The 24,189-nt window shown below is 66.3% G+C and carries 22 protein-coding genes; 9 read left to right on the top strand and 13 right to left on the bottom strand.

Annotated features, from left to right (window positions below; genetic code table 11):
* Positions 1-7: 7 nt before the first annotated feature.
* The 4 genes from M2342_RS07840 (at position 8) to M2342_RS07855 (ending at position 5,333) form a co-directional block, all read left to right on the top strand.
* Positions 8-724, top strand: a complete 717-nt coding sequence (locus M2342_RS07840) for an N-formylglutamate amidohydrolase (RefSeq protein WP_264578675.1) — start codon at positions 8-10, stop codon at positions 722-724.
* Between the two features lie 92 nt (positions 725-816).
* Positions 817-2,541, top strand: a complete 1,725-nt coding sequence (gene ilvD, locus M2342_RS07845) for a dihydroxy-acid dehydratase (RefSeq protein ID WP_264578676.1) — start codon at positions 817-819, stop codon at positions 2,539-2,541.
* A gap of 210 nt (positions 2,542-2,751) precedes the next feature.
* The gene (locus M2342_RS07850) at positions 2,752-4,122 is read left to right on the top strand and encodes an NAD(P)H-hydrate dehydratase (protein WP_264578677.1); all 1,371 of its coding nucleotides are present in this window, start codon (positions 2,752-2,754) and stop codon (positions 4,120-4,122) included.
* Entirely contained in the window at positions 4,119-5,333 is a 1,215-nt protein-coding gene (locus tag M2342_RS07855; protein WP_264578678.1) for a class I SAM-dependent RNA methyltransferase, read from the top strand. The genes M2342_RS07850 and M2342_RS07855 overlap by 4 nt, the downstream gene beginning before the upstream one ends.
* On the opposite strand, the gene M2342_RS07860 is transcribed toward M2342_RS07855, so the two are convergent.
* The 6 genes from M2342_RS07860 to M2342_RS07885 all read right to left on the bottom strand — a co-directional run bounded on the left by M2342_RS07860 (position 5,323) and on the right by M2342_RS07885 (position 11,581).
* A complete protein-coding gene (locus M2342_RS07860; protein WP_264578679.1) occupies positions 5,323-5,760 on the bottom strand; it encodes an MAPEG family protein in 438 nt (145 codons plus the stop codon). The genes M2342_RS07855 and M2342_RS07860 overlap by 11 nt on opposite strands.
* Positions 5,761-5,824: 64 nt before the next feature.
* Positions 5,825-7,018 (bottom strand): type III PLP-dependent enzyme, encoded by a 1,194-nt coding sequence (locus M2342_RS07865; protein WP_264578680.1) that lies wholly within the window; start codon positions 7,016-7,018, stop codon positions 5,825-5,827.
* 280 nt (positions 7,019-7,298) lie between these two features.
* The gene (locus M2342_RS07870; protein ID WP_264578681.1) at positions 7,299-8,639 is read right to left on the bottom strand and encodes a methyl-accepting chemotaxis protein; all 1,341 of its coding nucleotides are present in this window, start codon (positions 8,637-8,639) and stop codon (positions 7,299-7,301) included.
* 101 nt (positions 8,640-8,740) lie between these two features.
* Entirely contained in the window at positions 8,741-9,928 is a 1,188-nt protein-coding gene (locus M2342_RS07875) for a carboxynorspermidine decarboxylase (RefSeq protein ID WP_264578682.1), read from the bottom strand.
* A gap of 67 nt (positions 9,929-9,995) precedes the next feature.
* Positions 9,996-10,373, bottom strand: a complete 378-nt coding sequence (locus M2342_RS07880) for a hypothetical protein (RefSeq protein ID WP_264578683.1) — start codon at positions 10,371-10,373, stop codon at positions 9,996-9,998.
* Positions 10,373-11,581, bottom strand: a complete 1,209-nt coding sequence (locus tag M2342_RS07885; RefSeq protein WP_264578684.1) for a saccharopine dehydrogenase family protein — start codon at positions 11,579-11,581, stop codon at positions 10,373-10,375. The genes M2342_RS07880 and M2342_RS07885 overlap by 1 nt, the downstream gene beginning before the upstream one ends.
* Before the next feature lie 53 nt (positions 11,582-11,634).
* On the opposite strand from M2342_RS07885, the gene M2342_RS07890 reads away from it, so the two are divergent.
* Positions 11,635-12,630 carry a threonine/serine dehydratase gene (locus M2342_RS07890; RefSeq protein ID WP_264578685.1) on the top strand — a complete coding sequence of 332 codons (996 nt, stop codon included), beginning with the start codon at positions 11,635-11,637 and terminating at the stop codon, positions 12,628-12,630.
* Positions 12,631-12,633: 3 nt separating this feature from the next.
* Here M2342_RS07890 and cls read toward each other — a convergent pair whose 3' ends face one another.
* Positions 12,634-14,043: a cardiolipin synthase gene (gene cls / locus M2342_RS07895; RefSeq protein ID WP_264578686.1), complete on the bottom strand. Its 1,410-nt coding sequence runs from the start codon at positions 14,041-14,043 to the stop codon at positions 12,634-12,636.
* Between the two features lie 152 nt (positions 14,044-14,195).
* On the opposite strand from cls, the gene M2342_RS07900 reads away from it, so the two are divergent.
* The 3 genes from M2342_RS07900 to M2342_RS07910 are packed head-to-tail and all read left to right on the top strand — an operon-like array spanning position 14,196 to position 16,401.
* Complete coding sequence (locus M2342_RS07900; RefSeq protein WP_264578687.1) at positions 14,196-15,401, top strand: DUF3419 family protein; 1,206 nt, start codon at positions 14,196-14,198, stop codon at positions 15,399-15,401.
* 12 nt (positions 15,402-15,413) lie between these two features.
* Positions 15,414-16,076 carry a class I SAM-dependent methyltransferase gene (locus tag M2342_RS07905; RefSeq protein ID WP_413715161.1) on the top strand — a complete coding sequence of 221 codons (663 nt, stop codon included), beginning with the start codon at positions 15,414-15,416 and terminating at the stop codon, positions 16,074-16,076.
* 52 nt (positions 16,077-16,128) lie between these two features.
* Complete coding sequence (locus M2342_RS07910; protein ID WP_264580013.1) at positions 16,129-16,401, top strand: hypothetical protein; 273 nt, start codon at positions 16,129-16,131, stop codon at positions 16,399-16,401.
* A gap of 4 nt (positions 16,402-16,405) precedes the next feature.
* On the opposite strand, the gene recQ is transcribed toward M2342_RS07910, so the two are convergent.
* The 6 genes from recQ to panB all read right to left on the bottom strand — a co-directional run bounded on the left by recQ (position 16,406) and on the right by panB (position 22,981).
* Entirely contained in the window at positions 16,406-18,166 is a 1,761-nt protein-coding gene (gene recQ / locus M2342_RS07915; protein ID WP_264578688.1) for a DNA helicase RecQ, read from the bottom strand.
* A 133-nt stretch (positions 18,167-18,299) separates the two neighbouring features.
* On the bottom strand, positions 18,300-18,539 hold the full coding sequence (locus M2342_RS07920) for a sulfurtransferase TusA family protein (RefSeq protein WP_181559384.1): 240 nt from the start codon (positions 18,537-18,539) through the stop codon (positions 18,300-18,302).
* A complete protein-coding gene (gene der, locus M2342_RS07925; protein ID WP_264578689.1) occupies positions 18,523-19,956 on the bottom strand; it encodes a ribosome biogenesis GTPase Der in 1,434 nt (477 codons plus the stop codon). The genes M2342_RS07920 and der overlap by 17 nt, the downstream gene beginning before the upstream one ends.
* A complete protein-coding gene (locus M2342_RS07930) occupies positions 19,956-21,284 on the bottom strand; it encodes a PQQ-binding-like beta-propeller repeat protein (RefSeq protein WP_264578690.1) in 1,329 nt (442 codons plus the stop codon). The genes der and M2342_RS07930 overlap by 1 nt, the downstream gene beginning before the upstream one ends.
* Before the next feature lie 26 nt (positions 21,285-21,310).
* Complete coding sequence (locus M2342_RS07935) at positions 21,311-22,018, bottom strand: tetratricopeptide repeat protein (protein WP_264578691.1); 708 nt, start codon at positions 22,016-22,018, stop codon at positions 21,311-21,313.
* A 90-nt stretch (positions 22,019-22,108) separates the two neighbouring features.
* Entirely contained in the window at positions 22,109-22,981 is an 873-nt protein-coding gene (panB, locus tag M2342_RS07940; protein WP_264578692.1) for a 3-methyl-2-oxobutanoate hydroxymethyltransferase, read from the bottom strand.
* A 225-nt stretch (positions 22,982-23,206) separates the two neighbouring features.
* On the opposite strand from panB, the gene M2342_RS07945 reads away from it, so the two are divergent.
* Complete coding sequence (locus M2342_RS07945; protein ID WP_264577804.1) at positions 23,207-24,145, top strand: IS5 family transposase; 939 nt, start codon at positions 23,207-23,209, stop codon at positions 24,143-24,145.
* Positions 24,146-24,189 lie beyond the last annotated feature (44 nt).

The raw sequence follows: 24,189 nt of genomic DNA on the forward strand, positions 1-24,189 counted from the left end.
CTTGGGCATGACTGATGCGTTTCAAATCCTGGGCGATCCGTCCGCACCGATTCTGATCATCGCCGATCATGCCTCCAACCATGTGCCGGAGGATATCGATCTCGGTCTGCCCGCTGCCGTGCTGGAGGAGCATGTCGCGATCGATATCGGCGTCGCGCAGGTCGCGCGGCTGTTGGTGGATCAGGGCGGGTGCTGCTCCATCCTGGGCGGCGTTTCGCGCCTCGTGATCGATTATAATCGCGAGGCGGATTCGGCCGGGCTGGTGCCGGTGCATAGCGATAGCCACCATATCGAGGGCAACAGCACCGCCGAGGTCGCCGACCGCCTCGCGCGCTTCTACGATCCCTATCATGCCGAGGTCGCCGTGCTGGCCGGGCAGGGGCATCGGCCGTTCCTGCTCTCGTTGCACAGTTTTACGCCGCAATTGCGCAGCCGGCCCGAGGAGGCGCGCCCATGGGACATCGGCGTGCTCTACAATCAGGACGATCGCGGCGCGCGGATCGCCATCCCACTGCTGGCCGCCGCCGGGCTGGTGGTGGGCGATCAGGAGCCCTATTCGGGCAAGCTGCTCAATGCGACGATGAACCGCCATGCCGAGGCCCTTGGGCGGCCCTATCTTGGCATCGAGATGCGGCAGGATCTGGTGAGCGACGGCGCCGGTCAGGCGCGGCTGGCGGGCATCATCGGCCCGGTGCTGCGCGCCTGCCGTGCGGCCTTTTCCTGAGAGCGGCTCGCAACAGGCGTGTTTTGCGCCCTCCATGCTTGCAAGCCGCCCCGCAACGGGCCTAGAGCGCTGCCCGCAGGAAGGTGAATGAAATGACCCACAGCTTCGACAAATCCAAACTCCCCAGCCGCTACGTCTCCGTTGGCGTCGAGAGCGCCCCCCACCGCAGCTATTATTATGCGATGGGCTGGAAGGAAGAGGATATTGCCAAGCCGTTCGTAGGTCTCGCCTCCGCCGGCAATGACAGCGCGCCATGCAACACCACGCTCGATACCCAGGCCAATTGGGCGCGCGAGGGCGTGATGGCGGCAGGCGGCACGCCGTTCCGGTTCAACACCATCACGGTGACCGATGGCATCGCCATGGGCCATCAGGGCATGAAGAGCAGCCTCGTCAGCCGCGAGGTCATCGCGGACTCGGTCGAACTCTCGGTGCGCGGCCACTGCTATGACGCGCTGGTGACCTTCGCCGGTTGCGACAAGTCGCTCCCCGGCATGATGATGGCGATGCTGCGGCTCAACGTGCCCAGCATCTTTGTCTATGGCGGCTCCATCCTTCCCGGCCAGTATAAGGATCGCGAGGACCTGACCGTCATCGACGTGTTCGAGGCTGTCGGGCGCTTCGCGGCCGGTAACTGCCCGCTCTCGGAAGTCACCGCCATCGAGAAGGCGGCCTGCCCGGGCCATGGCGCATGCGGCGGCCAATATACCGCCAACACCATGGCCTGCGTCGGCGAGGCCATCGGCCTGTCGCTGCCGAACAGCAACATGGTGCCGGCGCCCTATAAGAGCCGTCAGGAAATCGCTGTCGCGGCGGGCAAGCAGATCATGGAGCTGCTCAAGATCAACCTGCGCCCGCGTGACATCTGCACGCGCGATGCCTTTGAGAATGCCGCCCGCATCGTCGCGGCAACCGGCGGTTCCACCAACGGCGCGCTGCACCTGCCAGCCATGGCCAATGAATGCGGCATCGACTTCTCGCTGTTCGACGTGGCCGAGATTTTCAAGACCACGCCGTACATGGCCGACCTCAAGCCCGGCGGCAAATATGTCGCCAAGGACATGCATGCCGCCGGCGGCATCTACATGCTTATGAAGTCGCTCGCACAGACCGGCCTGCTGCACCTCGATTGCATGACGGTGACCGGCAAGACGCTGGGCGAGAATATCGACGAGGTGACGTGGAACCCTGACCAGAAGGTCATCTACGACGCCAAGACCCCGATCACGCCGACCGGCGGTGTCGTTGGCCTCAAGGGCAGCCTGGCGCCGGACGGGGCGATCGTGAAGGTGGCGGGCATGAAGCGCCTGCAGTTCACCGGTATCGCCAAGGTGTTCGAGCGCGAGGAAGAGGCCTTCGCCGCTGTCGAGGCGCAGCAGATCGTGGACGGCGATGTCGTCGTGATCCGCTACGAAGGCCCCAAGGGCGGCCCCGGCATGCGCGAGATGCTCTCGACCACCGCTGCGCTTTATGGGCAGGGTCTGGGCGAGAAGGTCGCGCTCATCACGGACGGGCGCTTCTCGGGCGGCACGCGCGGCTTCTGCATCGGCCATGTCGGCCCGGAAGCAGCGGACGGCGGTCCCATCGCGTTGGTCGAAAATGGCGATACCATTAGCATCGATGCCGAGGCCGGCATGATCGACCTGTTGGTCGACGAAGCCGTGCTGGCCGAGCGCCGGGCGAAGTGGCAGCCGCGCCAGAATGATTATCAGGCGGGTGCCCTGTGGCGCTATGCCCAAAATGTCGGCCCGGCTTGGCAGGGCGCGGTGACGCATCCCGGCGCCAAAGCGGAGAAGCATGTCTTCGCTGATATCTGATCCCATGGCCCTTCTCCTCGGGAGAGGGGCCTGGGCTGATGCATCCCTGCGTCAGTTGCGGCGCCACCGACGCTTATTTGCTCAACGCCGTGTTCCTGCGAAGGCAGGAGCCCAGGGCGCATGCGACGGTCCTGACCGCCCTAGGCTCCTGCCTTCGCAGGAGCACAGTGGTGGATCAGGAAACCTACGCTCTTCGCGATGCAGCCTCCAATGACCGCCGCACCCATCCTCGCCGTCGCCCAGATGCGCGCCGCCGAGCAGGCGCTGTTCGATGCCGGCACAGATCCCTACGCCCTGATGTGCACGGCCGGCGAGGGCGCGGCGGAGGTGATCTTCCGCGCGGGCGCGATGCGCGATGTGCTGGTGCTCTGCGGCCCCGGCAACAATGGCGGGGACGGCTTCGTCATCGCCCGTACCCTGCGCGATCTGGGCGTGCCCGTCCGCGTGGCGGCGTTGGGCGAGAGCGGAACGGACAGCAGCCGCAAGGCGCGCGCCGATTGGGGCGGCCCGTTCGAGGATATCATGCTTGCCGAACCGGCGACGCAGTTGGTGGATGCGCTGTTCGGCATCGGCCTCACGCGCGGCCTGTCGCCGGAGCTGGCGGCCCGGCTCGGCGCGCTGGTGGAGGCCGCGCAACTGAGCTACGCCATCGACGTGCCAAGCGGCGTGGAAAGCGACGCCGCGCTGGCGCTCTCGCCGGTGCCGGTCTTCACCCACTGCCTCTCGCTGGGCGCTTGGAAGCTCGCCCATGTGCTGATGCCGGCGCTCGGCTTCGCGCAGCAGCGCTGGCTTGTCGAGATCGGCGTCGACGCGCCGGCGGATGCCGCGCGGGTTCTTCAACCGCCATCGATCCGGCCTCCGGCCCGTGATGCCCACAAATATCTGCGCGGTCTGGTCTGCGTCGTGGCCGGCGCGATGCCGGGCGCGGCCGCGCTCGCGGCGGAGGCGGTGGCGCACAGTGGGGCCGGCTATGTGCGGCTGATTGGACAGGCCGCGCCGGCCAGCTCTCACAGTCACGCCATTGTGTGCAGCGAGCATTTCGAGGTGGATCGGGCCAAGGCGCTACTTGTCGGTCCTGGCCTCGGGCGCGATGATGCGGCATGGCGCACGCTCCTCACGGCCTTGACCGCAGGGATGCCGACCGTAGCCGATGCAGATGCCCTGTGGCTGATGGGCACGCGCGGTCCGGCGGAAGCGCCACCTCCTGCCATCGTCACCCCGCATGAGGGCGAGTTCCGCCAACTTTTCGGCGAACGAGTGGGCAACAAGATCGATCGTACCCGCGCGGCGGCGGCCGATATCGGTGCCGTCGTGGTCCATAAAGGGGCTGACAGCGTGATCGCCGCGCCCGATGGACGCTGCGTCGTCGCCCCGCCGGCTTCGTCATGGCTCTCCACCGCCGGCACGGGTGATGTGCTCGCCGGCTTGTGCGCGGGCCGTCTGGCGGTTACGGGCGATGCCTTCACCGCTGCCTGTGAGGCCGTCTGGCTGCATGGCGAGGCTGGCCGCCGTGCCGGCGCGGGTTTCATTGCCGACGATCTTGTCGGTTGCCTTCCTGCTGCCCTTGCGAGTGCCTCATGACCAGCCCCGATCCCGATCTTATCGTCCGCATTGCCGCGCGAGGCGATGGCGTGACGGCGGATGGCCGCCATGTCGCCCTCAGTGCGCCAGGTGACCGTCTGCGCACCGATGGCAGCATCGAGGCCGGCCCGAATCATGTGATCCCGCCATGCCGGCACTTCCCGCAATGCGGGGGCTGCCAGCTCCAGCACCTGTCAGATGAGGCCTTCACCGACTATGTGCGCGATCGTGTCGCCGGCGCGCTGGCCGGGCAGGGGCTGAGCGCGCAGGAGGTGGCGGCGCCGCACGTCTCGCCGCCGCACAGCCGTCGTCGGGCCAGCCTGCGGGCGCTGCGGCTCGGCAAGCGCATCCAGTTCGGCTTCTCGGAGCAGGGCAGCCACAAGCTTATCGATCTGCGCGAATGCCCGGTGCTGGACCCGCGCCTTTTCGCGCTCGTGGCCCCACTGCGCGCGCTCTTTGCGACGATGCTGCCGGATCGGCAGCCCGGCGAGGCGGATCTGACATTGGTCGATCAGGGCGTGGATGTCGTCCTCTCAGGCCTGCGGGTCGACGGCCTTGCCCAGACCGAGGCGCTGCTCGACTTTGCCCGTGAGAACCAGCTCGCCCGGCTCATCCTGATCGAAGACGATGCCCCGATGACCATCTGGGAGCCGGAGCCGGTGACGGTGCGCTTCGGCGATGTCCTCACTGGCTACCCGCCACGCGCCTTCCTGCAGGCGACGCAGGACGGGGAGACGGCTCTGGTCGCCGAGGTGAGGCAAGCGCTAGGCGGCGCAGCCATGGTGGCCGATCTGTTCGCAGGTCTCGGCACCTTCGCCCTGTCGGTCGCCAATGACGTGCCGGGGCGCAAGGTCTATGCGGCGGAGGCCGCCCGCGATCTGGTGATGGCCCTGCGCGGCGGGGGCAATCGCCTGCCCGGCCGCATCTTCCCGGAGCATCGCGACCTGTTCCGCCGTCCGCTCACGCCAGCGGAACTCAACCGCTTCGATGCCGTCGTGCTCGATCCGCCTCGTGCCGGCGCGCGCGAGCAGGTGGCGCAGATCGCGGCCTCACAGGTACCGCTGATCGTCTATGTCTCCTGCAATCCGGCCAGCTTCGCGCGGGATGCGGTGATGCTGGTCGAGGCAGGCTACCGCATCGAGCGCGTCAAGCCCGTCGGCCAGTTCCGCTGGTCGACCCATGTAGAGCTGGTCGCGACCTTCAGGCGCTGAGCCGTAGCGCGGCGAGCAGGCCGTTGACGGCCAGCACCGCCAGCAGGATCGACGAGAGGAAGAACAGGCTGGCGCGCACCGGAATGGTGTTCACCTTCGCTTGCCACACGCTGTGGACGATGCGGATGCCCACATAGGCCCAGGCGAGGGCGATGTTGGCCGTCGTGCCCTGGCCGAGCAGCGCCAGGCCGATCGCCGTCGCGTAGAAGATCGTCGGCTGTTCCATCAGATGCGCGTAATTGTGCGCGGGCCAGTTGATCTCGCGCGGGAGCATCCGGTCGAGATCCTGCCCGCGTCCGCCGCGTGCCTGCTCGGGCGAGATTTTGAGCTTGCTGAGCGCCGGGAGCCGCAGCGCGACCATCCAAACGAGCATCACGATGGACCAGAGCACCAGCGCAAACACCGGCAGCAGCAGATTGACCGACATGAAAAAGCCTCCCCGAAGCGTATCCGGGGAGGCTGTCTCATTCTGCTAGGCTTGGCAATCCGCTTTAGCGGCGCAGTTGCACCACGTTGGACTGTTGCGGGACGGGCTCTTCCTCACGGTAGAGGCTCGCCATCGGCTCGTCGGCGACCTGTGCGACGCTCTCCGCGCCGAAGCCGTTGAAGTCGGTGCGCATGGCATTGCCATAGGCGCCGAGCATCCCGATCTCGATATAGTCGCCCGCGCGCACGTCCGCAGGGAGCATGAACGGGCCGGCCATATGGTCCATGTCGTCGCAGGTCGGGCCATAGAAGCTGAAGGCTTCCTGATCCGCCTCATTGGCTTCCGCGCGCAGCAACTGCACGGGGAAGCGCCAGCCGAGATGTGCTGCATCGAACAGTGCGCCATAGGCGCCGTCGTTGATAAACAGCTCGTTGCCGCGGCGCTTTTCCACCCGCACCAGCAGCGAGCTATATTCCGCGCACAATGCCCGGCCGGGCTCGCACCACAGCTCGGCCGAATAGGAAATCGGCAGGCTCTCGAAGGCGCGGTGAATGGCCGAGAAATAATGGCCGAGCGGCGGTGGCTCCATGCCTGGATAAGTGGAAGGGAACCCGCCACCTACATCGACGATGTCCACCGTCACCGATGCATCGACAATCGCGGCGCGCACGCGCTCGATAGCCTGCACATAGGCGTGGGGCGACATCGCCTGGCTGCCGACGTGGAAGCAGATGCCCAGAGCGTCGGCCGCCTGACGGGTGGCCTGCAGCAGCTCGCGCGCATCGGCGAGATCGCAGCCGAATTTGGAGGCGAGGCTCAGCTTGCTGTGCTCGGAGGAGACGCGCAGGCGCACGCACAGCTCAAGGTCCGGCGCGCCACGGGTGGCCCGCACGATCTTCTCCAGCTCCTCGAGCGAATCCAGCGAGAAGGTCCGCACGCCATGCTTGAAATAGGCCTCGCGAATGGCTTCCTCGGCTTTCACCGGATGCATGAAGCAGAGTTTGGCCTGCGGCAGCGTCCGCGCGACCAGCCGAACCTCGGCAATGGACGCGACATCGAAGTGAGTGATTCCAGCTGCCCACAGCGTTTCCAGCAACGCGGGCGAGGGATTGGCCTTGACGGCATACAGCGAGCGCCCCGGGAACTTCGTCGAGAAGTATCGAGCGGCGCGGGCAGCTGCCTGCGGGCGAATAAGCGTTACCGGTGCTGCCGGTTTGAGGGAGAGAGCTACCCCCAGCGCGCTATGATGCTTGTACAACTCAAGGGACCTCCAGTGGATTACAGTCGAAAAGAGCTGCCTTGCGGTGGAAGTCCCATGGGGCAGCAGGGGTGCGCATATATGACCTGCGGACCCCCCTGTAAAGATCGGGGGTCAAAATTGAGTCACGCGCTGCGGCGCTGGAAAGTGCCGGAAAGTCTGGCTTTTTCGTAATGGCGCCGCTGCGATGGCACAATTTCGGTGCAGGATCGGACGTGTCGCAAACCCGCCGGATCGGGTGGCGCGGTTGCGGCGAGTCGAATCTTCTCCCGAATGCGCTTCAATCAGCGGCGCCGTCGCGCATCGCGATGTCGCTCAGGAACCGCTCTACCCGCCGCGAGAGGCTGCTCGATGCGTCGCTCAGATCATGAGCCGTTCGTGCCAGATCCTGCGCGCCTTCAGCGGCCGATCGCGCATTGCCGGAGATGCGCACGATATGCGCCTCGATGTCCTTGCTCGCCGAGGCCGCCTGTTCCGTACCCGCGGCGAGATGGAGGGAGAGGGCCCGCTGTGCGTTGACCGTCGCGGTGACGCCATCGGCGACCTGCTTGACGCTGGCGATGACGCGCTCGAGGTCCGCCTGTGCCCCTGTCACCGCCGCGACCGTGCCGCGAACCGTCAGCGCATGGGTGCGAATATCCTGCGCAGCGGCGCCCGTCTTCTGGGCAAGGGCGCGCACTTCATTGGCGACGACGGCAAAGCCGCGTCCGGCTTCTCCAGCCCGCGCCGCTTCGATCGAGGCGTTGAGCGAGAGGAGCTTGACCGACCGGGCCAGCGTTTCGATGGTGGCCGTGATCGTTTCGATGGATTGCGTGGCCTGATCGAGCGCCTGCGCTTGCGCCGCGCTGGCATCGACACGGGAAACAGCTTCGGCGGCGACAGCCCGCGCCTGCGCCGTTTCCTGGTCAAGCCGCCCGAGCGATTGCACCAATGCGGCGCTGGAGCGCGCCACCTCGTCCATCATCGCCCCGGTCTGGCCGGCGGCGGTGAGCACGTGCAGGGCGTGGTCGGTATTGTCCTGGCTGCGGGTCGCGGTGCCGGTGGCTGTGCCCTGGAGCAGCGACGCCATATCGCGAAGCGCCGTTGAGAGGCTCTGAATGTCCTGCTCGAAGGCGGCGCTCACCGCGCGCAGTCGCGCCAGTTCCGCGTCGCGCGCGCGACGCTGCCGCACCTCCTGCGCGTTGATCGCCCCGAGAATGGCGGCATTCGGGACGAAGCCGGCATAGCGGCCCCCGCGCGTCACGATAATCGCTTCCTTGCCACCGTCGCGCGCGTGGACGGCGAGCAGGCCGGCAAGGCCCCGGTCCATCTCGACCACCGGGCAGTGCTGCATCCGCTCGCCAAAGGCGATGGTGATGCCGGGATTGCTCAGCAGGGCATAGCCATAGGGGTTGAAGAGAATATTGCGAACGTCCTCCTCATAGATGGCGCCAATGGGGCGATCTGCCTCATCGACCAGCGGGAGAAGCCGCAAGCCCATATGCTGGCGAAACAGCGCGACAATTTCCATGGACGAGGCGCCCTGCCGCGCCTTGGTCTGCTCGCTGCCCGGCATCCGCAGCCGCGCGACAGCATCCTCGTCATCCTGACCGTCGCTCTGGAAAGAGGCCGCATGCATCATGCCGCGCCTCTAGGGGTCGGACGGTAAATTTTTGGTTATCCAGCTCAGACGAGGCGAGGAAATTCAAAGGCTTATTGTGACAGTTTCATGTCGCTTCCATGTCAGCTGAGCCGGCCCTTGAAGTCCTCATAGCCGAACTGGCGGATTTCCTGCAGTTCCTCCGTCTCGCTGTCCCACAGCCAGATGGAGGGCAGCGGCACGCCGTTGAAGGTGTTGGTCTTTACCATCGAATAATGCGCTTGGTCGAGGAAGGCGATGCGACGGCCCGGCTCGGCGGGAACTGGCAGGCCATAGTCGCCGATGATGTCGCCTGCGAGGCAGGAGGGGCCACCCAGTCGCACCAGATCGCCACCGGGTTGCTCGCCGAGCATGGCGGGGCGATAGGGCGCCTCGATCACGTCCGGCATGTGGCAGGTGGCGGAAATATCCACGATGGCCACCGGCATGCCGTTGTCGATCACGTCGAGAATCTCGCCCACGAGGATGCCCGCATCCAGCGCTACGGCCTCGCCCGGCTCCAGATACACGTCGAGCTCGGTTTCGCGGCGGACCTGTTGGAGGAAGGCGACCAGCTCATCGCGCTGATAGTCGGCGCGGGTGATATGATGGCCGCCGCCGAAGTTCAGCCATTTGAGCTGGGGAAAGAATCGCTTGAGGCTCGGCTCGACCGAGGCCCATGTCCGGCCCAGCGGCACGAAATCCTGTTCGCACAGCGTGTGGAAATGAATGCCGTCCACACCATCCAGATGCTCGGGGAGAAGCTGGTCGATGGGGAAGCCGAGCCGGCTGTTTGGCTGGCAAGGATCGTACTTCGCCACCTCGCCCTCGGCATGGAGGGGGTTGATCCGCAAGCCGACGTCAAAGCTCATCCCCTGCGCGCGCTGCGCATCGAGAATGGGCCGAAAGCGCGCATGCTGGCCGGGCGAATTGAAGATGATATGATCGGAGAGCACGCAGATCTCGGGCAGGTCGGCCGCCTTGTAGCCGGCGCAATAGGTCGCGACCTCGCCCTTCTCATCCAGCCCGGTATATTCCTCGCGGCCCAGTCGGGCCTCGTAGAGGCCGGAGGCGCAGACTCCGTCGAGATAGGCCGAGACAGTGGGCCCGAGCGACCACATGGAGAACGCCTTGAGCGCCGCCAGCATCTTGATGCCGCCCCGATCCCGTACGTCCTTGAGGATCGTCAGATTGCGGCGGATGGCGGCGGCATCGACCACAAAAGCAGGCGAGGGCACGCGATTGAGATCGAAGCGCGCAAAGGCGCCGGGGTCGCCGGCTCGGGTTTCCATGGGGTCAGCTCCGCTCAAATCATCTCATGGCGCGGCTGCGAGTGCCGCGCCTTCGTCGATGCACCGATCAGTCGATGCACATAGACCGAACGACCTTGCCGCCGTCGAGTTCGGCAAAGCATCCGAATAATTTGTTGTCGGCCTGGCAGCGGCCGGGTGCCTTCTGCTCATCGAGCGGCAGCGCGCCGTTCTTGCCCGGCTGGGCCAGGCAGCGGCCCTGACAGTCCTTCTTCGAGGCGCAGCTCTTGCCCGCATCCGCATAGGGCACCACGCACATGACTGTCTGCGCGCGTCCCCTTGCCTGCAACGAGCCGCCCTGCCGAGCGCAACTGTTCAGCTCGGAGGAGGGCACGCCATCGACCAGGCCGATCTGCGGCGCGCAGCCGCCCAGAGCGAGCGCCAGGGCGGCGCTCGCCAGCCCGATGCGGATGCGCAGGGCGCCCATCAGAAAGGCAGCGGTCCGTCGAGTTCCTTCACCTGCCACGGCAGGCCATGCTTGTTCAGCATGTCCATGAACGGGTCGGGATCGAGCTGCTCGATGTTGAACACACCAGCGCCGGACCACAGGCCCTGCAGCATCAGCGCCGCGCCGATCATCGCCGGCACGCCCGTGGTGTAGCTCACCGCCTGGTTGCCGGTCTCGGCATAGGCGTCCTCATGGTCGCAGATATTGTAGACGTAGAGGGTCTTGTCCTTGCCGTCCTTGCCAAGGCCGGTGGCAATATCGCCAATGTTGGTCTTGCCCTTGGTCGTGGGGCCAAGGCTGGCGGGCTCGGGCAGCACGGCCTTGAGGAACTGCAGCGGGATGATCTCCACGCCATTGTAGATCACCGGGTCAATCCGCGTCATGCCGACATTCTGCAGCACTTCTAGATGTTTGAGATAGGCATCGCCAAAGGTCATCCAGAAGCGGATGCGCTTGATCTCGGGCAGGTGCTTGGCGAGGCTCTCCAGCTCCTCATGATACATGAGGTACATGTTCTTGGGGCCGACCTGCTCGAAGTCGAAGCTCTGCTTGTAGGAGAGGGCGGGGGTCGTGACCCACGCACCATTCTCCCAGTGCCGCGCGGGCGCAGTTACTTCGCGGATGTTGATCTCGGGATTGAAGTTGGTGGCGAAGTGCTGGCCATGATCGCCGCCATTGCAGTCCAGAATGTCGAGCGTGTCGATCCGCTCGAAATGATGCTTCTTGAGCCAGCTTGCGAACACGCTGGTGACGCCCGGATCGAAGCCGGAGCCGAGCAGCGCCATCAGGCCGGCATCCTTGAACCGATCCTGATAGGCCCACTGCCAGCTATATTCGAAATGCGCCTCGTCGCGCGGCTCGTAATTCGCCGTGTCCATGTAATTCACGCCGGCCGCTAGGCAGGCATCCATGATGGCGAGGTCCTGATAGGGCAGGGCAAGGTTCACGACCAGCTTGGGGCCGATCTGCTTGATCAGCGCGGTCGTTGCGGCCACGTCGTCGGCGTCCAGCGCATAGGTGCTGATGGCAACACCCGTGCGCTCTTTCACGGAGGCGGCAATGGCATCGCATTTGGAGACCGTGCGGCTCGCGAGGTGAATGTCGCTGAAGATGTCCACATTCATCGCCATCTTGTGGACCGCGACCGATCCGACGCCACCTGCGCCGATGACCAGCACCTTGCTCATCTGTTAGTCTCCATGAAGTCGAATCGACAAGCGCCTGCATATAGGGGGGCTCTGTGACAGAACAAGAATTGCTCGATCCGCTTCGTGCGCCGAGCCGCGAAGGCGTGTTGCGCGCGGCGGACAAGATTGCCGCGCTGCTGCCGCCCACGCCGCTTTTGCCTCTGGAGGTCGAGGGGCGGACGATCTGGTGCAAGGCGGACATGCTCCAGCCGATCGGTGCCTTCAAGATCCGGGGCGCCTGGCATCGGCTGAGCGATCTGACGGCGGAGCAGCGGGCGCGCGGAGTGGTCGGCGTTTCCAGCGGCAATCACGCGCAGGGCGTGGCTTGGGCCGCCCGGCGGCTCGGCATCGCCGCGACCATCGTGATGCCGAGCAATGCGCCCCGAGCCAAGCTGGCGGCGACCCGGGCGCTGGGCGCCAAGGTCCATCTGTATGATCGCGCGACGGAAGATCGGGACAGCATCGCTGCCGATCTGGTCGCGAAGACTGGCGCGACCCTCGTTCATGCCTATGGCGATCCGTGGATCATCGAGGGGCAGGGCACGCTCGGGATTGAGGGGGCCGCGCAAATGCAGTCGCAACTCGGGCGCGGACCCGATCGCATCGTCGCCTGCTGCGGGGGCGGGGGCCTCTCCGCCGGTCTCGCTCTGGCCTGCCCGGATGCGGAGCTCTATCTGGCCGAGCCGGAAGGCTATGACGACCTGCTTCACTCGCTGGCGGCTGGCAGTATCCAGTCGGTGGACGACCTTGCCTTACCTACCGATTGCGACGCGCTCCAGACGCCGCGCACCTTCGCGATCAATTTCGCGGTGTTGCAGGGCCGGGCCAGCGGCGGTGCCGCCGTGACCCCCATGGAGGTCGCGCAAGCCATGCGGCTGGTCTTCGAGAAGCTCCATCTGGTCGTTGAGCCCGGCGGCGCTGCGGCGCTGGCTGCCGTGCTCGCGGGCAAGGTGCCGGTGACCGATGCGACGCTCGTTACCCTCTCGGGCGGCAATGTCGACCGGGAGACGTTCACGCGCCTGCTGGAACTCGCCGACCGGGCTGGCTGAGGCTCACAGCAGCGAATCCACCAGCCGGGCGACGTTCTCGGCGAGCCGCCGGCTGCGCGAGCGCGCGCGCCATGCTGCCGGCGTCAGCGTGGTGGAGGCAGCCAGATAGCCGTCATGAATTGCCAACACCTGTGCAATCGAGGTGGCGTCATAGATCAGCAGGCTCGCCTCCTGATTGAGCTGGAACGAGCGCAGGTCGACATTGCTCGATCCCACCACGGCCAGCCGGTCATCGATGCTGAGCGTCTTGGCGTGGAGCAGTTCGTTGGGGAACAGGTGGATCGAGACGCCGGCGTCCAGCAGCTCCTGATAGAAGGAGCTTTGTGACAGGCGAACGAGCGGCTGATCCGCCACGCGCGAGAGAATGAGGTCGACCTTGACCCCGCGCGCCACCGCTGCGCCCATGGCGCCGAGCACATCCTCGCCCGGTACGAAATAAGGGCTGACCATCACGACATGCTGGCGTGCCTGATGCAATTGCCAGACCAGCAAGGTCTCGAACCCGGCCAGCGGATAGTCCGCCCCGCTCGGCAGCAATTGCAGGCAGGCGGTCCCGGCAGTGTCCTTCGGGGCAGGGGAGGCGCCGGGCGGATCGCCGGACTCCAGCGACCAGTCGGCACGCACCAGCGCCGCCATGCTGGCGACCACCGGCCCCGTCACCCGCGCGACCAGTTCGCGATTGACCACGCCGGGCCGGAAATCGCGCGCGACGATGTTCTGGGAGCCGGCATAGCCGATCCTGTCGTCGATCACGAAGAGCTTGCGATGATTGCGCATATCGCGCCGGGTTCGGGCCCGGATCAAGCGCAACGGCAGCGTTTCGCACACCCGCACCCCCTTGGCGCGCAAAAGCGCCTGCGTCCCGCGCCGCCATGGGCGCGAGCCGACCGGATCGAACAGCACCCGCACGTCCAGACCGCGCTGGACGGCCCGGCCGAGCGCGGCGGCCACGCGCTGGCCCACGGCATCGTCGGCGAAGATGTAGACGAGCAGGTGGACGGACTGTTCGGCGGCATCGATATCCGCGACGAGCCGGTCCACCACCGCATCATAGGCGTCGATCAGCGTGATGGCATTGCCGTCGGTGGCGGGCATATGCCCCAAAGTGCGTGCGAGCGCCGCGATGGGCTCCGCATCGCCAAGCGCGGGCTGATGCCGCTGCTGCGCTTGCGCGGTCGCGGCGAAGAAGGGCTGCAAGGCGCCGAACCGCTCGCGCCGCCACGCCGGGAAGCGCGGACTGCCGATGGCGAGAAACAAGAGCAGGCCGGGCACCGGCAGGAAGAAGATCAGCAGCAGCCACGCCCGCGCCGCCGCAGGTGTCCGCCGCAAGGGCACGACGGCGAGCGCGCCGATGCGGATGATCCATTCCAGCGCGTACCAGATCTGATCGAGATGGGGTGATGACCCTGCCATGCCCGATCCTAGCGTGAGCGCTCCGCCAGAGCCAAGACCATTGCACGCAGCCTCGTCACCAATCTGCCATCGCGAATCTGCCATCGCGCGGTCATGGGCCTGACATGCACGCGCCCTAGCGGGGCGTCAGGTGGACCATCAGGGAGCCGTCCATGCCGCATGTCATCGATCGCGCCGTCATCAACCATGATGCGACCACGCGCGAGGGCCTTCTGGAACGCGCCTTCGCCTTCGCTTTTCGAGTCCTGGTTTACGCGCAGATCTGGGAAGACCCAGTGGTGGACATGGAGGCGCTGGCGATCACGCCGGAGAGCCATGTCGTGACCATCGCCAGCGGCGGCTGCAATGTGCTCTCCTACCTGACCGCCGATCCTGCGCGCATCACGGCGGTTGATCTCAACACTGCGCACATCGCGCTCAATCGGCTGAAGCAGGTCGCGGCGCAGCAATTGCCCGATTATGCGAGCTTTCGCCGCTTCTTTGCCGAGGCCGACAGCGCGGAGAATCTTCGGGCCTATAAGGCCTATATCCGCCCGCATCTGGACGAGACGGCGCGCCGCTATTGGGAGGGGCGCGATCTGGTGGGACGCCGCCGCATCAGCATGTTCCGCTCCGGCGCATATAAGCGCGGACTGCTCGGCGGCTTCATTGGGGCGGCGCATCTGGTGGCGCGGCTGTACCGGATCGATCCGCGCGAATTGCTGGCCGCGCGCGACATGGAGGAGCAGCGCCGCATCTTCGAGGCGCGACTGGCGCCGATCTTCGAGCGCAAGTTCATTCGCTGGCTGACCGATCAGCCCGCCTCGCTCTTCGGCCTCGGCATTCCGCCCGCGCAATATGATGCGCTTGCCGGCGACGAAAAAATGGCCGCGGTGCTGCGCAAGCGGCTTGAGCGGCTGGCCTGCGACTATGATCTCAAGGCCAATTATTTCGCCTGGCAGGCCTTCGGGCGCGGTTATGGGCGCCATGCGGATGCGCCGCTGCCGCCCTATCTCCAGCAGGATCATTATGAGGCGGTGACGGCACGCGCCGACCGGGTCGACGTCCGCCACGCCAATATGACTGACTGGCTCGCCCAGCAGCCGGATGCCAGCGTGGATCGTTATGTGCTGCTGGATGCGCAGGACTGGATGAGCGACGCGCAACTGATGGCGCTTTGGTACGAGATCACCCGCACAGCCCGCCCCGGTGCGCGGGTGCTCTTCCGCACGGCGGCCGAGGCGAGCCTGCTGCCGGGGCGCGTGCCCGATCCTCTTCTGGAGCGCTGGCATTATCATGGCGAGGACTCGCTCCACTTCACCCGCGCCGACCGCTCGTCCATTTATGGCGGCGTGCATCTCTACAGTTTGAAGGGCTAGGCCGTGTCGCACATGGACCGCATCGGCGCGGCAAGCGAGCGCCATGCCGGCGCAATGGACGCGCAATATGCGCTGCAGCGGCATGTCTACGACATCACCCGCAAATATTATTTGCTGGGGCGGGATCGGTTGATCCGCGATCTGGCTGTGCCGGCTGGCGGATCGGTGCTGGAGATCGGGGTCGGCACCGGGCGCAATCTCGCGCTGGTCGCCCTGCATTATCCGCAGGCTCGCCTCTTCGGGCTCGACATTTCGGCGGAGATGCTCAAATCGGCGCAGCGCAATATCGCCCATGCCGGCGCGCACTCGCGCACCCTGCTGGAGCGCGCGGATGCCGCCCGGTTCGATCCGCAGGCCTTGTTCGGCGAGCCGGGCTTTGACCGGGTCTATATCAGCTACAGCCTCTCGATGATCCCGCAATGGGAGGCCGCGCTGGCGCAGGCGCTCTCGGTCGTCGAGCCGGGCGGGTCGCTCCACATCGTCGATTTCGGCCAGCAGGAGCGCTTGCCTGGCTGGTTCCGCGCCGCCTTGCAGGGCTGGCTCGGGCGCTTTCACGTCACGCCGCGCGAGCCGCTCTTTGCCGTGGCCCACGGCCTTGCCGCGACCTATGGCGCGGACCTGTCCTGCCGTGCCCTGTATCGCGGCTACGCCTGGAGCGTGACGATCCGGCGGTGAGCGCCGTCGATTTCGGCTGCGTCCGGGCCGTGCCTGCCTTATGCTGGCGGCCATGGATTTTCATGACCTGATGCTGCGCTATTTCGGCAAGACCGAACTGGAAGAGGTGCCCCCCGAGGCGATGGGCGCCGGAATCGAGCGGATGCGCGTCGATTTCGGGCTGGAGAAGGATCCGGGCCGGCGCTTCGGCCTATGGGCGCTGATGCACATGCTCGGTGGCGCGCCGGACCTGGACGTCGCGTTCAAGGACCCCGCCGAGCGCGCGGCCGCCCGCAATTTCATGGATATGGCCGCGCGGCTCACTGACGCCGACGAAACGGGCTGATGAATTAGCCGAAGCGGCGAAGGGCGGCGAGGAAGGCCTCGCCATAGGCCTCCAGCTTGCGCTCGCCGACACCGCTGACCAGCGCCATGTCCCGCAGCGACTTGGGGCGGATCGCGGCCATGTCGCGCAAGGTGCTGTCATGGAAGATGACATAAGGCGGCACCCCGGCCTCCTGCGCCAGCGTGCGGCGGCACTCGCGTAGCGCATCGAAAACCGGGTCGTTGACGGGGTTCTCCCCCTTGTCGCGGCCACGCCGGCGTTCCTTCTTCGGCTGGATCACCAGCTCGACGCGCTCCTCGCCCTTGAGATAGCCGCGCGCCGCCGGGCCGAGCGCCAGCCCGCCATGGTCGGTCGTCGTCAGCGCATCATGCACCTGCAGGGCGCGGGCGACCGGCTTGATGAGCGCGGCCTCGTCGCCCTCGATAATGCCGAAGACCGACAGGCGATCATGCCCGCGCTGGGAAATCCGCTCGTTGCCTCGCCCGGTCAGCACGGCTTCCAGGTGGCCGAGGCCAAAGCTCTGGCCGGTGCGGTGGACGGCCGAGAGCAGTTTCTGCGCAGTCAGCGTCGCATCGATGCTGGCGGGGGGCGAGAGGCAATTGTCGCAATTGCCGCAGGTGGGCGGCGGGTTCTCGCCGAAATGGCGCAGCAGTACCGCACGGCGGCAGCGCGCGGTCTCGACCAGCGCGCCCAGGGCGGCGATCCGCGCGCGCTCGCCGGCCTGACGCTCTGGCTCCACCTCGCTAATCCGCTGGCGCGCCCGCATGAAATCCTCTGCGCCCCACAGCAGCGTCGCCGTTGCGGGATCGCCATCGCGCCCTGCGCGCCCGCTCTCCTGATAATAGCTCTCGATCGACTTGGGCAGGCCGGCATGGACGACGAAGCGCACGTCCGGCTTGTCGATGCCCATGCCGAAAGCGACAGTGGCCACCATCACCATCTCCTCGCTGGCGAGGAACGCGGCCTGATTGGCGGCGCGCAGCTCAGCGGGCAGCCCCGCATGATAGGCGAGCACCGGCCGCCCCTTGGCACCGAGCGCCTCGGCAAGCTGCTCGGTCGCGGCGCGGGTTGGCGCATAGATGATGCCCGGGCCGGGATTGGCCAGAATATCGGTGAGCTGACGACGCAGGCCATCGCGCGGCTGCACGAGGTAACGAATATTGGGCCGGTCGAAGCCGGAGATGATTAGCCCCTCGGCCGGAATGCCGAGCTGGGTGAGAATATCCTCGCGGGTGTGGGCATCCGCCGTGGCGGTGAGCGCGAGCCGGGGGACATCGGGAAAGGCGTCCAGTAGTGGGCGCAGCAGGCGGTAATCGGGGCGAAAATCATGGCCCCATTCCGAGACGCAATGCGCTTCGTCGATCGCGAAGAGGCTGAGGCGCGACCGCTCCAGCAGCGCACGGAACCCGTCTCCCGAGGCGCGCTCTGGCGCTACGTAGAGCAGGTCAAGCTCGCCGGCGACTAGCCTGTCCTGCGTCTCGCGCCAGTCGGCGTCCACCGACGTCAGGCTCGCCGCGCGGATGCCGAGCGCTCGCGCGGCCCGCAACTGGTCGTGCATCAGCGCGATCAGCGGCGAGACGACAACGCAACAGCCCGGCCGGGCGAGCGCAGGCAATTGATAGCAAAGCGATTTTCCGGCGCCAGTCGGCATGATCGCCAGCGTCGGGCGGCCAGCCAGTACCCGGTCCACCACCTGCGCCTGCACGCCGCGAAAGGCCTCGAAGCCAAAGACGCTTCGGAGCAGGGCGGCGGGATCGGCAAGCATCGGGCGGCTATAGGGTGGGGAGGGGCGAGGGGGAAGGGCAGAATGGCCCCGCCGACCGTTCATCATCCGTCAGTGCGGCAGCACAGGTGGTTCCTGCCAACGAAAAGCCGCAAAACGGCCGCATCTCATTCGCTTATGTTTCCTCTGCGCCCTCGCGGCTCAGCGCATATTCCATATGGCTCTCGGACTCGTGAACGCCAATCGCCCAGCCGTTGGATTGCGCCAAGGCCGGCACATCGATTTTCGCCACCGGATCGTCGGCCAGCAGCAATACGGAATCATGGTCGCGCATCGCGCGCGCGGCGCGCAGGACGGGCCACGGGCATTTCAGCCCGCGGGCGTCGATGCGCGCCGGATCACTTCTTTTTGTCAAATGGGTTCCGTGCGCTACGCAGGTTTAGCCGGATTGGCACGCCCGAAAAGTCGAGCGCTTTGCGGATACCATTCACGAGATAGCGGCTGTAACTCTCCGGCACCTCATCAAGACGCGATCCGAACACCACGAACGTCGGCGGCCGGCTGCGCGCCTGGGTGATGTAGCGCATTTTGATCCGCTTGCCGCCCGGTGCCGGCGGCGGATTGGCTTCCAGCGCCTCATCGAACCAGCGGTTGAGCAGGCTCGTTGGCACGCGCTGCGACCAGCGGCGGCGCGTATCGAACGCCGCTTGCAGCAGATCGTCAATGCCCTTGCCCGTGGCGCCGGAGACGGTGAGCAGCGGCACACCGCGCACCTGCGCAAGGCCGTCTTCCAGCGCCTTGCGGACGCCCTGATAGAGCGACGAGCCATTCTCGGCCACGTCCCACTTGTTGAGCGCGATCACGAGCGCACGGCCCTCGCTCAGCACCTTGTCGGCAATGCGGAGATCCTGCGCCTCAAGCCCAAGCGTGGCATCGAGCATCAGCACCACGACTTCCGCGAAATCCACGGCATGAAGCGCATCCGCGACAGAGAGTTTCTCCAGCTTCTCCTGCACCTTGGCGCGCTTGCGCATGCCGGCGGTGTCGATCAGCCGCACCGCGCGCGCTACGCCGTCGGGCGCGTGCCAGGTCCAGTCCACCGCAATGCTGTCGCGCGTGATGCCGGCTTCCGGCCCCGTAATCAGCCGCTCTTCGCCCAATATGCGGTTGATGAGCGTCGACTTGCCGGCATTGGGCCGCCCCACGATGGCGAGCTTGAGCGGCGCGCTGTCGTCAAGCTCGTCCTCGTCCCCCCCATCATCCTCGTCGCCCTCGACGGGTAGGTCTGGCTCGTCCGCCTCGACATGCGGGCGGATCGCCTGGAACAGGTCGGCAAGACCTTGCCCATGCTCGGCGGAAAAGGCCACCGGCTCATCAAAGCCGAGCGAAAAGGCTTCCATGATGCCGGGGTCGGCAGCGCGGCCCTCGGCCTTGTTGGCGAGCAGCACCACCGGCGTATTCCCCGCGCGCAGCCAGCGGGCGATGTGCTCGTCGAGCGGTGTGATCCCCGCGCGCGCGTCGATCATGAACAAGGCGATCGAGGCGCCCTGAACCGCCATTTCGGTCTGCGCGCGCATCCGGCCCGGCAGGGTCTGCGCGTCGTCCTCCTCGAAGCCAGCGGTATCCACGATGCGGAACTTGAGGCCAAGCAGTTCGGCATCGCCCTCGCGCCTGTCGCGGGTGACGCCGGGCTGGTCATCGACAAGCGCGAGCTTCTTGCCCACCAGCCGGTTGAACAGCGTGGACTTGCCTACATTCGGGCGGCCGACGATGGCGACGACCGGAAGGCTTCCGGCCGGCGTGTCGCGGTCTGGGCGTTGTCTTTTTGCCATCAGCGAAACGCGAGGATGCGTCCCTCGTCCGTCAGCACGTAAAGCATGTTGTCCGCGACGATGGGCGGCAGGGTGAGACCCTGCTTGAGGTCGCGCTCCTGCAGCACCTCGCCGCTCGTCGGATCGACGAACGCCATCGCGCCTTCGGTGGAGACGAGGATGAGCTTGCCGCCCGCGAGGATCGGGCCGCGCCAACGGATCGGGCCGGTCTTCTTCTTCGGCTTGCGCCAAGCCGGCAAATCGCTGATCCACCGGATCTTGCCGGTGGCGCGGGTGATGGCGAGCAGCTGGGACTTGTCGGTCACCACGAACACCCAGTCGCTCACCACCAGCGGGGTGGCGATGCCGCCGATGTTCAGCTCCCACAGGCGCTGCCCGCTCACCAGCTCATAGGCCGCCATGCGGCCGCCTTCGCCGATCGCGAACACCTGGCCCCGGTCGACCACCGGATCGGCGTCGATGTCCGTCAGCATGGCGACTGAGGTGGAGATGCTGGTGCGGCTGAGTGCATCGCCCCACAAAGCGCGGCCGTTCTCGTAGCGATAGGCCGTCAGTTCGCCCGAGCTATAGCCGGCGATGACCGAACCCTGTGCCGCCGCCGGAGCGCCGACGCCGAACACGCCCGTCGCTTCCAGCGTGCCGCTGTCCGTCCACACGACCGCACCGTCTGCCTGCGAGAGCGCGAAGAGCTGGTTGTCCTGGCTCATCACATAGGCATTGCCGTTGGAGAGCGTGGGCGCACCGCGCAGCGGGCCGCCTGGCTGCACCTTCCAGATCTCGGCCCCGTCCGCAACGTTCAGCGCCGCGACAGACCCGGCGCCGGACGTGGCGAACAAACGGTCGCCCTCGACACTGACGCCACCGCCGAACTGCACCTGCGAAGGCTGGTTGGGCGAGCGAATGCTATTCGACCAGAGCCGTGCGCCGGTCTTGGCGTCGAAGGCGGAGACGGTCGCATCGGTGTCGATCACGAACAGCTTGCCGCCTGCGACGACCGGCGCTGCGGCCAGCCGGCTGCGCGAGCCGCCACCGGTCACCGATGCCGACCAGGCCTGCTGGATATTGTCGCCGAGCGCGACATGGCCGATGGCTTTGGCGGCATTGCCACCCGATTGCGCCCAAGCGGGGTTAACGACCGGGGGCGGCAGTGTGACCGGGAGCGACGCAACGGCATCGTCCACGGCCAGCACATTGTTGCTGCCGAGGATGGAGGTGCGGTCGCCATGCACGGGGGTCTTGGGGCCGCTCTTTCCGCCGCATCCGGTCAGGAGCAGCAGGGCCGCAGGAATGCCGATCCAGGCGGCGCGATATGATGTGGGATTACGCATCCTCGTGGGTTTCTCTTTCAATGGAATCAGGAGGCAGGCGTGTCAGCGGTCGGCCCGGCTTGCCGGGGCGTCGTCGCCGATCCAAGCATGCTGGCCATCTGTCCGGCGCGCAGCTTGATGGATTCAGGCACCAGCGGATCGTTGGCCATCTCGTTGAAGATCTTGCCGGCCTGATCGCGCTGGCCGGCCTTGAGGTGGGCGATGGCGGTGAGTTCACCAGCGCTGCCGAACCAGCTATTGCCCGGCACCGCCAGCGGCTTGAGCGCGGCGATCACGTCCTGCGGCTTCATGCTGTCGAAGGCGAGGGCAGTGCGGCGCATCAGCGCGGCGTCCTTGGTCGCGGCGGGCGCCTGCGCGTCGGCCAGAATGGCATCATAGGCGGCAAGCGCGGTCTTGGCGTCATTGCGCCCGCCTGCCAGTGCGGCCCTGAGCATTTCCGCCTGCGCCCGATAGCCCGGGCCACCTTCGGCCATGATCTGCTTGTACACCCCATCGTCCAGCGTGGCCCGCTGGGCAGCACTCATCAGCCGGGCGAACTGCTCGCCATTGGCCTCGGCCTTCTGAGTCTGGTGGTGCTGCCAGTAGAGCCAGCCGCCAAAGGCAGCGAGGCCGAGCACGACGACAGCGATGACCAGACGGCCGTAATTCTTCCAGAAGGACAGCAGATCGTCCTGCCGCACGGCATCGTCGATCTCGCGGAGCAGGGCCTCGTTCTGATGTGGCGTCAGGGCCAAGTCTCTATCTCCAGTCGGCTGAAAAAGCGCAGGGGCGCATGAAGGGATTTTGTGGCCGCGGACCTTAGCGGCGGATGAACTCCGCGCAAATCACTTTTTGGCGCCATAAAGCTGGGCCTCGCCGGGAAAGCTGCGCGCGCGCACCTCCTGCGCATATTGCGCCGCCGCATCGCTGATCGTCCCGGCAAGATCGGCATAGCGCTTCACGAAGCGCGGCGTGCGCTCGAACATGCCGAGGAGGTCTTCGGTCACCAGCACCTGCCCGTCGCAGGCTGCCGAGGCGCCGATGCCGATAGTGGGGCAGGGCACGTCTCCCGTGATCTCGATAGCCAGTTCCTCGATGACGCCCTCGATCACCATCGCAAAGCAGCCGGCAGCGGCGACGGCGCCGGCATCGTTACGGATTTTCGCGGCTTCGGCGGCATCGCGGCCGCGCGGTCCATAGCCGCCGAGCGCGTTCACCGCCTGCGGCGTGAGCCCGACATGGGCGCAGACCGGGATGCCCCGCTCGCTCAGAAAGGCGATGGTCGGCGCCATAGCCTCGCCGCCTTCCAGCTTCACGCCGGCAGCGCCGGTTTCCTTCATCAGGTGGGCCGCGCTCGCGAAGGCCTGCTCAGGGGAGGCCTCATAGCTCCCGAACGGCATGTCGATGATGACGGCGCTGTGATAGCTGCCGCGCACGACCGCAGCGCCATGGGCGGCCATCATCTCGAGCGTGACGGGCACGGAGGACGGCAGGCCGTAGATCACCTGCCCGAGCGAGTCGCCCACCAGCAGCAGGTCGCAATGGGGATCGAGCAACTGCGCCTGCCGCGCCGTGTAGGCGGTCAGCATCACGATTGGCGAGTCGGTCACCCCATCGACTTTGCGCGCGCGGATGGCGGGAATGGTCAGCCGACGCATCGGCGCCGGCGTGGGGTTCGCCCGGCTGGTCGCCGTATCGAGGGTGTAAGTGGCGGACATGGCCGCGCTTTAGCGCAACCGCGGGGGTTCGCCTAGGCTGCGCGGGTCAAACCCACAAATATGCTCGCCTCAGAGGAGGGGCTGGGGGTGGTGGCGATGCGCCAGCATCGCAAACTTAGCAAGTGGCCGCGCGGGCGCAACCCCACCCCAACCCCTCCTCTTCAGGGGATCGTTGCAAAACGGTGTGACATTTGATTCACTTGGTTTGCGTTGAGGAGGCAGGTGATGACAGGTCAGCTCGGTTTTGCGGAAGGTTGGGTGTCGCCCAAACTTGGTCGGAACGAGAGCCTGGATCGGCTATCGCAGGACGTGCGGTGGTATCGGTTCGAGAAGCTGCTGGTGCGGCTCGATCAAGGGGGCGGACGGCCGCCGTTTCCACCGTTACTGATGCTCAAGGCCTTGCTTTTACAGCAGTTCTATGGGCTGTCGGATGCCGATCTGGAAGAGGCGATCAACGATCGGGTGTCGTTCCGGCGGTTCATCGGCCTGCCGCTCGAAGCGTCGTCGCCCGATCACACGACGCTGTGCCGGTTCCGCAATCGCCTGGCCGAGGCCGGGCTGAGTGAAAAGCTGTTTGGCGCGTTCTCGCGCCAGTTGGAGGCGCGCGGTCTCGTGCTCAAGCGCGGCACGATGATCGATGCCTCGCTGGTGGCAACGCCCTTCCGCCCCGGCTCGAGCAGCGGCACGCGCGAGGCAGTGGACGATGATGCGACGCTGACCATGCGCAAGCATCGCGCGCATTATGGCTACAAGGTGCATATCGGCACGGATCAGGACAGCCGCCTGATCCGCCGGCTGGTACTGACCGGAGCAAATGTGGCCGACACCGACATGGCAGAGCGCCTCGTGTGCGGCGACGAGCAGGCGGTCTATGCCGACAAGGCCTATGCCAAGCGGGCGCGGCGACAGTGGCTCAAGGCAGCCGGGATCAAGCCGCGGATCATGCACAAGACTTGGGGCGGCGGCCCGCCGCTTACACCCTTGCAGCGCCGCCACAACGACCTGATCTCCCCCATCCGTGCCCAGGTCGAGGGCGTGTTCGCCACGCTCAAGCGATGGATGGGGTTTACGGCGGTGCGCTATAACGGCCTGAAAGCAAACCGAAGTCACTGCTTTCTGCTCGCCCTTGCCTACAACATGAAGCGATCGCTTAAACTGGCCTGAGCCAGACACCAGAACGCCAAGAGGGCGGCCTCCCGATGCCGAAA

Origin of the sequence: Sphingobium sp. B8D3A (assembly GCF_025961995.1) — a bacterium.
Classification (GTDB): domain Bacteria; phylum Pseudomonadota; class Alphaproteobacteria; order Sphingomonadales; family Sphingomonadaceae; genus Sphingobium.